Here is a 10546-nt window from a genome sequence, read left to right on the forward strand (position 1 = left end):
TAGCGCGTCTGGGGGCTTTCTGCCTAGTAGGATGTTTTGCAATCCCCCATTCAGATTGCATACAATTTGGACAGGTGATCGAAAACGATCGCTGTAAATTTGCGCAACCGCAAATGCCAAAAGATAGGCCGGCCCAAAATATCGTGACTCTTCAACGAGAAATCGAATTGGCACGCCTCCTGCATTACCAGAATAGTCGCAGGAGAATGCCTATGAGCAAAGCCGCTGAAATAGACATCGTGTCCGTCTCCAAGATTTATGGCAGCACGACCGCTGTCCACGAGATCAGCCTGAAGATCCCGGCCGGCACCTATTGCTGCCTGCTTGGCCCGTCCGGCTGCGGCAAAACATCGACGCTCAGAATGATTGCCGGCCATGAATCGATCTCGACCGGCGATATAAGGCTTGGCAATAGCGTCATCACCGACCTGCCGCCGGCACGGCGCGGTACGGCGATGATGTTCCAGTCCTATGCGCTGTTCCCGCATCTCGATCTCGTCGACAATGTCGCTTTCTCCTTAAAGATGAAGGGCGTCGAGAAAGACGAGCGGCGCGCCAAGGCGATGGACATGCTGCGGCTGATGCAGCTCGAAGCCTATGCGACACGCCGGCCGGCCCAGCTTTCCGGCGGCCAGCAGCAACGCGTGGCGCTGGCCCGTGCGCTCATTACCGATCCGGAAGCGCTGCTGCTTGACGAACCGCTTTCAGCCCTCGACCCATTCCTGAAGATCCGCATGCGGGCGGAGCTCAAAAAGCTGCAGACCTCGCTCGGCATCACCTTCGTGCATGTGACCCACAGCCAGGAAGAGGCGATGGCGCTGGCCGATATCATCGTCATCATGAATGACGGACGCATCGAACAGGCGGCCCATCCGCGTGTCGTGTTCGAAAAGCCGGCAACGGCCTTCGTCGCCAAGTTCATGGGCGACCATAACGTGATTTCTGGTCGGGTGACGAAAAGCGAAGGCGACGAGTTGATGATCTCGGTGCCGGCCGGCGGCGATTTCCTCGCCATCGGCGCCGAGGCCGCGGGCTTGACCGATACGGCCGACATTGCGGTGCGCACCGACCATGTGCGGGTCGCACCGGCCGCCGAAAAGGGGCTGGGTTTCACCGGTTCGGTCTCCAATGTCGAATATCGCGGCTCTTCGGTGAAGCTCACCGTCAATGGCGCCGGTGTCGAGGATTTCACCGCCATCCTCAGCGACAAGGACTTTTTCGCCAATCCGGTGAAGGTGGGCGATGCCATTCCGCTTTCTTGGGAGCGCGAGGACGCACTGGTCCTCGGGCGCCTGAAGCACTGAACCACAACAATAAACCTCAAGAGGAGAACTGACATGACGGAGACCAAAAAGACGGCCAAGGGGATTTCCCGCCGTTCGCTTTTGAAGACGGCATCTGCCGCAGCCGGCCTTGCCGCCGGTTCCGGCGCGATTACCGGCTTCCCGACCATCTGGGCGCAGAACCCGATCACGCTTCGCCAGTTCGGCACCGGCGTGTCCAACATCAATGCGATCGCCGAGAAGTGCAAAGCCGATCTCGGCATCACGCTGGAAATGACGGCAACCGATTCCGACGCCGCAGCCCAGCGCGCGGTAACCCAGCCGAAATCCTACGACATTGCCGATATCGAATACTGGATCCTGAAGAAGGTCTATGCCGCCGGCGTGATCCAGCCGATGGATGTGAAGAAGCTGAAATATTACGACAAGGTCGTTCCGCTGTTCAAGAACGGCAAGCTGAAGCCCGACAGCGTGATTGCCCAGGGCACGGCGCCGCACACGGTCGGCTTCGTCGAAAAGGCGGGCGACAAGAAGTTCGCCAAGGAAGAAACCCAGTGGTTCACGATGATGCCGACGATCTACAATGCCGATACGCTCGGCATTCGTCCGGACCTCGTCGGTCGCGAGATCACCAGCTGGGCCGATATCCTTGACCCCGCATTCAAGGGCAAGACGGCGATCCTCAACATCCCGTCGATCGGCATCATGGATGCCGCGATGATCATGGAAGCCTCCGGCCAGCTGAAATATGCCGACAAGGGCAACATGACCAAGGCGGAAATCGACAAGACGATCGACTTCCTGATCAAGACCAAGCAGGCCGGCCAGTTCCGCGCCTTCTGGAAGTCTTTCGACGAGTCGGTCAACCTGATGGCATCGGGCGAAGTGGTTATCCAATCAATGTGGTCGCCGGCCGTTGCCGCCGTCCGCTCCAAGGGCATCGCCTGCAAGTTCCAGCCGCTCAAGGAAGGTTATCGCTCGTGGGGCGGTGGTCTCGGCCTCGCCTCGCATCTCAAGGGCGCCGAGCTCGACGCAGCCTATGAATATATCAACTGGTACACGTCCGGCTGGGTCGGCGCCTACCTGAACCGCCAAGGCTATTATTCCGCCTGCATGGACACCGCCAAGGGCTTCATGAGCGAAGACGAATGGGGCTACTGGATCGAAGGCAAGTCGGCCAAGGGCGACATTCTTTCGCCCGAAGGCAAGGTGATGGAAAAGGCCGGTGCGGTGCGCGACGGCGGCTCGTTCGAAGAACGCATGGGCCATGTCGCCTGCTGGAACTCGGTGATGGACGAAGACCGCTACATGGTCCGCCGCTGGAACGAGTTCATCGCGGCTTAAGGGGCTGAAGGTTGCAAAGAAGGGGTTCTTCTTCCACGACGAAGAACCCCTCCCAACCCTCCCCACAAGGGGGGAGGGCTTAACCCAGTCGCTCCGCCGAACCTCAATCGAAGCAAAGCGGTTGCCGCGAATTTTCTCCCGCCTTGTGGGGGAGATGGCCGGCAGGCCAGAGGGGGTCTTGCCGGACGCGATGTCTTTCCCGTGACGGAAAACCCTGACGGCCCAAAGGGAGAAGTTAAACGATGGCGACGATCACATCATCGGAGACGGAAAATGCCGGGCGGCGGCCGAAAAGCTTTCGCCTGCCGCTTGCCGTCATCTCCTATCTGCAATCGGTGCCGCTGGCGCTGATCCTCGGTTTCTTCCTGCTTCTGCCGATCCTGATGATCGCCGTCGTCAGCTTCTGGGATTATGATTTCGCCCAGATGTATCCCGACTTCCTGACGATGAACTATGCCGAGACACTCGGGTCCTGGGTCACCTGGAAAACCTATCTCAACACGCTGAAATATGCCCTGATGGTCTGGGCGATCACGCTCGTCATCGGCTTCTGGGTCGCCTATTTCCTCGCCTTCCATATCCGCACAACCTCGATGCAGATGGTGCTTTTCCTGATCTGCACCGTGCCGTTCCTGACCTCCAACATCATCCGGATGATCTCGTGGATCCCGGTTCTCGGACGCAACGGACTGATCAATTCGGCGCTGGTCGGATCGGGGGTGGTGTCGGAACCGGTGGAATGGCTGCTCTATTCCGACTTTGCCGTCGTGCTCGCCATGGTGCATCTCTACACGCTGTTCATGGTGACGCCGATCTTCAATACGCTGATGCGCATCGACAAATCGCTGGTCGAGGCGGCGCGTGATGCCGGCGCCACTTCCTGGCAGATCCTTGCGAACGTGATCATTCCGCTCGCCAAACCCGGCATGGCAATCGGCACTATCTTCGTCGTGACGCTGGTCATGGCCGATTTTTCCACCGTGCAGGTGATGTCGGGTGGCCAGAGCGCGTCCGTAGCGCTGATGATGAAGAACCAGATGTCGCTCTTGCAATATCCGGCAGCCGCGGCAAACGCCGTCGTGCTGCTGGTGCTCGTTCTCCTGATGGTCGCGGGCATTCTGCGTATCGTCGATATCCGCAAGGAGCTTTAAGATGTACCGCGAAAAACGCTCCCGCGAATTCTATATTCTTGCCATATTCTTTGCCGTCTTCGTGCTGTTTCTCTATGGGCCGCTTTCGGCGATCCTGATCCTCTCCTTCCAGGGACCGAATGGCGGCCTGACTTTCCCGCTCAACGGCGTGTCGCTGCGCTGGTTCGCCAATCTGTTCGAAACCCAGGCGGTCGGCGATTTCGGCGGTTCGTTCCGGCGCTCAGCCATGCTCGGCATCATGGTGATGGCGGTGACCGTCGTCGTGTCGCTGCTGGCCGGCCTTGCGTTTCGCCGCAAGTTCATCGGCGCCACCGCTCTGTTCTATCTGGCGGTCGCAAGCCTTGTCGTGCCGTCGATCATCGTGTCGCTCGGCATCGGCGTGCTGTTCAACCAGCTCGGGCTGCAACCGGCCTGGTATTCGTCGGCTTTCGGCGCGCATCTGACCTGGACATTGCCGTTCGGCGTGCTGATCATGTTTGCGGTGTTCAACCGCTTTTCGCCGGCTTACGAAGAGGCCGCACGCGATCTCGGCGCCTCGTCGTGGCAGACATTTTCAAATGTCGTTTTGCCGATGATCGCGCCGAGCCTGATCGGGGTTGGCCTGTTCGGCTTCACGCTTTCCTATGACGAATTCGCCCGCACGCTGATGACATCAGGATCGTTCAACACGCTGCCGCTCGAAATCTACGGGATGACTACCAACGTGACGACGCCAGTGCTTTATGCGCTCGGCACGGTGACGACGGTGTTCTCCTTCCTCGTGATCGCCGGCACGCTCGGCCTGATCATTCATCTCAACCGCCGCCGCCTGAAATCGTAAAGCCAGACCATGCGCATTCTCGTCATCAATCCCAATACGACCGCCAGCATGACCGCGACGATCGCCGATTCGGCACGCCGCGTTGCTGCCCGCGACACCGTGATCACTGCCGTCACCTCCTCGATGGGGCCGGTGTCGATCGAGGGTTACTATGACGAGGTTTTCGCCATTCCGGGCCTCCTCAAAGAGATCGCGGCGGGGCAAAAAGCCGGCGCGGATGCGGTGGTGATCGCCTGTTTCGACGATACCGGGCTTGATGCGGCCCGGGCTCTCGCCGATATTCCGGTGATCGGCATCTGTGAGGCAGCGGTTTCCGCCACTGCATTCATCGCGCAGAAATTCACCGTGGTCACGACCATGGAGCGCTCACGGCTGCCGCTCGAACATCTGGTCTATCGTTACGGCATGTCGTCGCGCTGCAAGGTGCGCGCCGCCGACATTCCTGTCCTGTCGCTGGAAGACCCTAATTCCAACGCCCGCGACCGGCTGCGGGCCGAAATCACGCTGGCACTGAGGCAAGACCGGGCGGAAGCGATCGTGCTCGGCTGCGCCGGCATGGCGGATCTGACGGCTGAGCTGAGGGCCGAATTCGGCGTGCCGGTCGTGGATGGCGTGGCCGCGGCGGTGAAACAGGCGGAAATGCTGGTGACGCTCGGCCTATCAACCGGCAAAAGCGGCGCCTACGCGACGCCGATTTCCAAACCTTATCTCGGCATGCTGGAAGCCTTTGAACCGGGCCGGCTGACCGGCGCATGACTGAGATCGTGATCCGCCCGCTCAATCTTTCGGAGGTCGAGACGCTTCTCGGCTGGGCGAAGGACGAGGGCTGGAACCCGGGACTTGCCGATGCGGCACCTTTTTATTCGGCCGATCCTGACGGTTTTATCGGCTGTTTCGTCGATGGCGTGATGGCGGCCGGTCTATCGGCAGTGCGTTACGGCAGCGATTTCGGCTTTATCGGCCTCTACATCACCCACCCGGATTTTCGCGGTCGCGGCTATGGGAGACGGGTGTGGGATGCCGGAATGGCACATCTTGCCGGCCGCACGATCGGGCTCGATGGCGTACCGGAACAACAGGCTAATTACCGGGCGATGGGTTTTTCACCGGATTACGATACACATCGCTGGAGCGGAAAACTGGAAGGGCGGATCGGGCAGGATATCCAGACGCTGGACGAGAGCCATGTCGCGGCATTGATCGATTTCGATAGCCGGCATTTTGCAGCATCGCGCCCCGGTTTCATTGCGGAATGGCTGAAGCCGCCGCGTATGGTCAAGGTTTTGATCCGTGGCGGTGTGATCGAAGGTTATGCTGTCTCGCGGCAATGCCATGAGGGCCATAAGGTGGGGCCGCTTTTTGCTGCCGATGCGACAGCGGCAAAGGGTTTGCTGGATGCCTGCGCAGCGGAGAACCCCGGAGAGACGCTCCATATCGACGTGCCTGAAAGCCGGATAGAATTTTCGGCTACCCTCGAACAGACGGGTTTTCCCAAGGGGTTCCGGACGACGCGGATGTATCGCGGGCCTGCCCCCTCCATGGCGCTTGCCGGCGTTTTTGGCGTGACCACACTGGAACTGGGATAAGGTTTTCGTCTTATTCCGTAGACTCAAGTTAAGTTGACAAATACGCGCAAGTTTTTCGTCGCGGTTGCTTGCGGGCCTCCGGCCAGCGCGATAATTATGCGTCATTGCCCAAGCCACAGGCCGGCACGTAAGCGTTCACGTCAATCAACGCGCATGATCGATCGGAAACGAGTGCGGTCTGCGCGGGCGTGTCCGGCAGGCTGTGGCCTTTTCCTTAAGGACAGGACAAAAAATGGACAGTTCAAGCCAGACTTCGGTACCTTCTCCCGTCTATCCCGTGATCGAGCGGGTGAGGCACGAACTCAAGCGGCGCGAGTTGACCGTGGATGCGGTCGACTACATCACGCCGCAGATGTTGCGCATCACACTCATCGGCGAGGCGCTTTCCGATTTCACAAGCCTCGGTACCGACGACCATGTGAAACTCGTCGTGCCCGGTGCAGGCGGCGAGATGGAGATGCGGGATTACACACCGCGTTCCTATGACAATGCGACCGGCCGGCTGGTGCTGGATTTTGCCGTGCATGAGGCGGGACCGGCGACCAAGTGGGCGCTCGAGGCCCGGCCCGGGACGGCGGTGACGATTGCCGGGCCGCGCGGCTCGGCCGTCGTCTCCGGCGTCACAAAATGGGTTCTTGTCGGCGATGAAACGGCAATTCCTGCCATCGGCCGGCGTATCGAGGAAGCCAAGTCCGGTGACGTGATCACCGCGATCGGCGTGGTGACCGATAAAAACGAGGAACAGCAGTTTGCAAGCGCTGCAAAGCTGACGATGCAATGGGTGCATCGCCCGGCCTCGGCGGTCACCGATCTGGCGCCGGTCATTGCAGCCCTCGACGGGATCGCGCTGACACAAGACACATTCGTGTGGGTCGCGGCGGAGGCATCCGTCGCGCGCGCGATCAAGACCTATCTGACGACCACCCGCAACCACCCGCTTCCCTGGCTGAAAGCTGCCGGTTATTGGACAATCGGTCAGGCCGATTCCAGCGTGAAGACGATAGATTGAGGATGCAGGGCGCGGTTTTGAACATAAAAAAGGGGAGCCCAGCGGCTCCCCTTTTGCTTGCGATGATTTGACCGCTCAGGCGGTCGGCTGTTTGGTCTTGCGCAGATAGGGCAGGACGGTATCGAAAGAGCCGAAGCGCTGGATGGCGTCCTCGTTCGATACTGCGGCGGTGATGATGACGTCATCGCCCTGTTTCCAGTTGGCAGGCGTTGCGACCTGGTGTTTTGCGGTCAATTGAATGCTGTCGATCGCACGCAATATTTCGTCGAAGTTGCGGCCGGTCGTCATCGGATAAGTCAGAACCAGCTTGATCTTCTTATCCGCGCCGATGACGAAGACCGAACGGACGGTGGCATTGTCGGCGGGTGTGCGGCCTTCCGAGCTTTCGCCGGAGCCGGCGGGCAACATGTCGTAAAGTTTTGCGACCTTCAGGTCCTTGTCGCCGATCAGCGGATAGTCGACTTCAAAGCCGGTGGCGGTGCGGATATCGCTTTTCCACTTTTCATGGCTTTCGACCGGATCTACGGAAATGCCGATGATCTTGACGCCGCGCTTGGCGAATTCGCCGGCAAGGCCGGCCATGGTGCCAAGTTCGGTTGTGCAAACGGGCGTAAAGTTTTTCGGATGCGAGAACAGGACCGCGTAGCTGTCGCCGATCCATTCGTGGAAGGAGATCGGGCCTTTGGACGTGTCGGCCTGAAAATCCGGGGCGATGTCGTTGATACGTAGGCTCATTTTTACTCTCCATTGAATGGCGGATTGAACCGCAAAGTCGAATGAAAGGGGAGCTTCAACATGCTCCATTGACTGCCGACTATGAAAATAAACTCCCGTGAACCGGGGGAAAACGGCAGGATCATTCCCGGCAGGACCTGTCAGGTCAACTCCCCTTTTTCAAGAGGCAACTCAACGCTCATTTTTCCATGGGCTTAAAGGCCAACTTGACGTCTATCCATTGTGCTCACGGATGATATCTAGAAACGCATCGCCGTAGCGTTCAAGCTTCGTCTGTCCGACGCCGGAAACTTCAAGCATCGCGTCGTGGCCCATCGGTCGAAGGGTTGCCAGGCCGACAAGCGTCGTGTCGGCAAAAACGACGTAAGGCGGGATAGACAATTCTTTCGCGATTTCCATCCGCTTTCTGCGCAAGGCCTCGAACAGAACAGCATCCTGCTCGTCCAGCTGGGAGCGCGCGTCTTTCGCGCTGGCGGAACTCTGTCTGTCCGCCTTGCGGCCTGCCGGACGATCCTTGCGAAAGCGGACCCCCCGTTCATGCCGGAACACGGCCCGCGCCTCCGGCTCCAGTTTCAGAGCGCCAAATGCGTCGTGATCGACCCGGATGAGACCCGCGGCGAGAAGCTGGCGGTAGACAGATTGCCATGTCTTCAAAGGAAGGTCTCGGCCGGCGCCGAATACGGGCATCTCGACATGGCCGAAACGGCGGGTCTTGTCGTTGTCGTTGCCGATGAGCACGTCGATCACATGACCGGTACCGAACCTCTCACCGGTTCGATAGATGGCAGCAAGTGCTTTGATTGCGGCTTCCGTACCGTCCCATGTATCGACGGGCTTCACGCAGGTATCGCAATTGCCGCATCGACCCGCATGCGCTTCACCGAAATGGGCGAGGATCGCCTGCCGACGGCAGCCCGCCGTCTCGCAGATCCCGAGCAGCGCATTCAGCTTGGCGCGTTCGACCCGCTTGACCTCGTCAGCGGAGTTGCCGCTGTCGATCATCCGGCCGCGCTGTATGACGTCGGCCATGCCGTAAACCATCCAGACCTCGGAAGGCAGGCCATCGCGACCGGCGCGGCCGGTTTCCTGATAATAAGCCTCGACCGAACCGGGAAGATCGAGATGGGCAACGTAGCGCACATTCGGTTTGTCGATTCCCATGCCGAAGGCGACGGTTGCGACGAGGCAGAGGTCCTCCTCCTTCAGAAAGGCGTCCTGATTGGCGTCGCGCACCTGGCGCTCGAGACCCGCATGATAGGGCAAGGCGCGGATACCCTGCGCATCGAGCCATTCGGCCGTCTCCTCCACCTTGGCGCGGGAGAGGCAATAGACGATACCGCTCGCTCCTTTGTGGCGGGACAGGAACTGCAGAAGCTGCTGGCGCGGCTGGTTTCGTTCGACAATTTCATAAGCGATATTGGGACGATCGAAGGATGAGCTGAACACCGCAGCATTGCGTAGCGCCAACCTCTCGATGATATCGTCGCGGGTATGCGGATCGGCGGTCGCCGTCAGCGCCATCCTCGGTACGCCTGGATAAAGGCGGGCAAGCTCACCGAGCTCGCGATATTCCGGGCGGAAATCATGCCCCCACTGCGAAACGCAATGCGCCTCGTCGATCGCGAACAAAGCGACCTTGGTATCACCGAGCACATCGCGAAACCCTTGCGTCGTGATCCGTTCCGGGGTCACGTAGAGAAGGTCCAGGACGCCGTTGGCCAGATCCCGGCGAACCTCGCCGAATGCCTCACGCGAGAGCGACGAATTCAGCGCTGCGGCCCGGACGCCGACCTGTTTCAAAGCTTCCACCTGATCGCGCATCAGCGCGATAAGCGGCGAGACGATAATGCCGACGCCATCGCGGCAGAGGGCCGGAATCTGGAAGCATAGCGATTTTCCGGCGCCCGTCGGAAACAACACGACCGCATCGCCACCCGCTACGACATGATCGATGACGTCCGCCTGCTGGCCGCGAAACGACGAATAACCATAAATTCTTCGCAGCACCTCGACCGGATCTTCGGCCCGACCACTATCGGCTGGCGCAACAGAGCCGCCTGATTTCCCCTGCATGGTCCCCTCGCTTTTCCAACCTCCCCACTATGGCACAGGACCTGTCCCGACCGCGAGCGTTTGTCTCAAGAACAGGTCTAAGTCCGCAACGATCGGCATGTCGAGAGACGCAAAAAGCCCCTTTAGGGGGTGCGGGATTCCATGTGTCCTAGGTTATTTTCGGGGAAAATGTTTTTGGTTGCGGGGGCAGGATTTGAACCTGCGGCCTTCAGGTTATGAGCCTGACGAGCTACCGGGCTGCTCCACCCCGCGCCAAGCGCAAACTTTGGTTTGCGCGACTGCGTCACAGCTTTGCTGTGATGCGTAGTGCCGGAGCAAATTGCTATGCAATTTGTCTCCTGTAAGGGCCGCACCAAATGGCGTCCCCGACATTCATTTAAGTTCTGCGAACGATAAAGGGCCGCTTATGCGGCCCAATTTGGTGTTTCGGCTTGGGCCGAGAAGTGTCGAGAAGATTGTACCACGCTTTTGCGTGCATTGCCTTTAAAAGACCTGGCAGCGACCTACTCTCCCGCGTCTTGAGACGGAGTACCATTGGCGCTGGG

At 59.5% G+C, this 10546-nt stretch carries 9 protein-coding genes and 1 tRNA gene; 7 read left to right on the plus strand and 3 right to left on the minus strand.

What is annotated here, in order from left to right; genetic code table 11:
- The first annotated feature begins 212 nt into the window (after positions 1–212).
- The 7 genes from FHP24_RS10775 (at position 213) to FHP24_RS10805 (ending at position 7193) form a co-directional block, all read left to right on the plus strand.
- A complete protein-coding gene (locus FHP24_RS10775) occupies positions 213–1304 on the plus strand; it encodes an ABC transporter ATP-binding protein (RefSeq protein WP_139676034.1) in 1092 nt (363 codons plus the stop codon).
- Between the two features lie 33 nt (positions 1305–1337).
- Entirely contained in the window at positions 1338–2627 is a 1290-nt protein-coding gene (locus FHP24_RS10780; protein ID WP_139676035.1) for an ABC transporter substrate-binding protein, read from the plus strand.
- A 242-nt stretch (positions 2628–2869) separates the two neighbouring features.
- Positions 2870–3778 carry an ABC transporter permease gene (locus FHP24_RS10785; RefSeq protein ID WP_139676036.1) on the plus strand — a complete coding sequence of 303 codons (909 nt, stop codon included), beginning with the start codon at positions 2870–2872 and terminating at the stop codon, positions 3776–3778.
- 1 nt (position 3779) lies between these two features.
- Positions 3780–4598 (plus strand): ABC transporter permease, encoded by an 819-nt coding sequence (locus tag FHP24_RS10790; RefSeq protein ID WP_139676037.1) that lies wholly within the window; start codon positions 3780–3782, stop codon positions 4596–4598.
- 9 nt (positions 4599–4607) lie between these two features.
- Positions 4608–5354: an aspartate/glutamate racemase family protein gene (locus FHP24_RS10795; protein ID WP_139676038.1), complete on the plus strand. Its 747-nt coding sequence runs from the start codon at positions 4608–4610 to the stop codon at positions 5352–5354.
- A complete protein-coding gene (locus FHP24_RS10800) occupies positions 5351–6184 on the plus strand; it encodes a GNAT family N-acetyltransferase (protein ID WP_139676039.1) in 834 nt (277 codons plus the stop codon). Before FHP24_RS10795 ends, FHP24_RS10800 begins: the two co-directional genes overlap by 4 nt.
- A 232-nt stretch (positions 6185–6416) precedes the next feature.
- Positions 6417–7193, plus strand: coding sequence for a siderophore-interacting protein (locus FHP24_RS10805; RefSeq protein ID WP_139676040.1), 777 nt, complete (start codon positions 6417–6419; stop codon positions 7191–7193).
- A 75-nt stretch (positions 7194–7268) separates the two neighbouring features.
- Here the strand turns inward: FHP24_RS10805 and FHP24_RS10810 are convergent, their stop codons facing one another.
- The 3 genes from FHP24_RS10810 to FHP24_RS10820 all read right to left on the minus strand — a co-directional run bounded on the left by FHP24_RS10810 (position 7269) and on the right by FHP24_RS10820 (position 10253).
- Positions 7269–7928 carry a peroxiredoxin gene (locus FHP24_RS10810; protein ID WP_139676041.1) on the minus strand — a complete coding sequence of 220 codons (660 nt, stop codon included), beginning with the start codon at positions 7926–7928 and terminating at the stop codon, positions 7269–7271.
- Positions 7929–8141: 213 nt separating this feature from the next.
- Positions 8142–10001, minus strand: coding sequence for a DNA helicase RecQ (gene recQ / locus FHP24_RS10815; protein WP_139676042.1), 1860 nt, complete (start codon positions 9999–10001; stop codon positions 8142–8144).
- A 175-nt stretch (positions 10002–10176) separates the two neighbouring features.
- A tRNA-Met gene (locus FHP24_RS10820) sits at positions 10177–10253 on the minus strand.
- Positions 10254–10546: the final 293 nt, after the last annotated feature.

The organism is Aliirhizobium smilacinae (assembly GCF_006335145.1).
In the GTDB taxonomy this organism is placed as follows: domain Bacteria; phylum Pseudomonadota; class Alphaproteobacteria; order Rhizobiales; family Rhizobiaceae; genus Neorhizobium; species Neorhizobium smilacinae.

Bases quoted from the DNA above. Each gene is read 5' to 3' on its own strand.
- FHP24_RS10800 (WP_139676039.1), top strand. From the start codon at position 5,351: ATGACTGAGATCGTGATCCGCCCGCTCAATCTTTCGGAGGTCGAGACG.
- FHP24_RS10805 (WP_139676040.1), top strand. From the start codon at position 6,417: ATGGACAGTTCAAGCCAGACTTCGGTACCTTCTCCCGTCTATCCCGTG.
- FHP24_RS10810 (WP_139676041.1), bottom strand. From the start codon at position 7,928: ATGAGCCTACGTATCAACGACATCGCCCCGGATTTTCAGGCCGACACG.
- FHP24_RS10795 (WP_139676038.1), top strand. From the start codon at position 4,608: ATGCGCATTCTCGTCATCAATCCCAATACGACCGCCAGCATGACCGCG.
- FHP24_RS10780 (WP_139676035.1), top strand. From the start codon at position 1,338: ATGACGGAGACCAAAAAGACGGCCAAGGGGATTTCCCGCCGTTCGCTT.
- FHP24_RS10790 (WP_139676037.1), top strand. From the start codon at position 3,780: ATGTACCGCGAAAAACGCTCCCGCGAATTCTATATTCTTGCCATATTC.
- recQ (WP_139676042.1), bottom strand. From the start codon at position 10,001: ATGCAGGGGAAATCAGGCGGCTCTGTTGCGCCAGCCGATAGTGGTCGG.
- FHP24_RS10785 (WP_139676036.1), top strand. From the start codon at position 2,870: ATGGCGACGATCACATCATCGGAGACGGAAAATGCCGGGCGGCGGCCG.
- FHP24_RS10775 (WP_139676034.1), top strand. From the start codon at position 213: ATGAGCAAAGCCGCTGAAATAGACATCGTGTCCGTCTCCAAGATTTAT.